Source organism: Neobacillus paridis (genome assembly GCF_016765675.1).
GTDB lineage: Bacteria > Bacillota > Bacilli > Bacillales > Cytobacillaceae > Neobacillus > Neobacillus paridis.
Map to the genome: position 1 here is coordinate 517 of NZ_JAESWB010000152.1, position 393 is coordinate 909.

The following is a 393-nucleotide window of genomic DNA, read 5'->3' on the forward strand; positions in this document are numbered from 1 at the left end:
CCACGAACAGCTTGGCACGCAAGATCGCAGGCAGGCGTTGACCCAACAGCAGCGCAGTGGAAGCCGCCGGCAACACCGCCGAAGCTCTATGCCCTGCAGACTTGACAAGCTGGAAGAGCTGTCTCGCATCCGTGAAAAACGAGGAAGATGAGGAACTTTGCACATTGCCTGAGAGGCGGATGGAAGTGACGTCTGCAGCAGGACGACTGCTATCTGCGGCAATGTGCGGAGTTGCAAAGCGATCCGCGCCTGAACTGGCTCTGACTCTTTTCATGATTTATATCCCTTGTTGAACGGAACCAGTGCGTAACGCCATTGCAATTCTCGTTCGATCAACGGTTACAAACCCTGTTCACCTCCAAAAAAAAAGCCCGCGCCGGAATGCGGGACGGG

The 393-nt window shown here is 55.2% G+C and carries 1 protein-coding gene; it reads right to left on the reverse strand.

Annotation, left to right across the window (positions count from 1 at the left end; genetic code table 11):
- Positions 1–274, reverse strand: a 274-nt coding sequence (locus JK635_RS24220) for a hypothetical protein (RefSeq protein WP_235887988.1), incomplete at its 3' end; no start/stop codon positions are given.
- Positions 275–393: the final 119 nt, after the last annotated feature.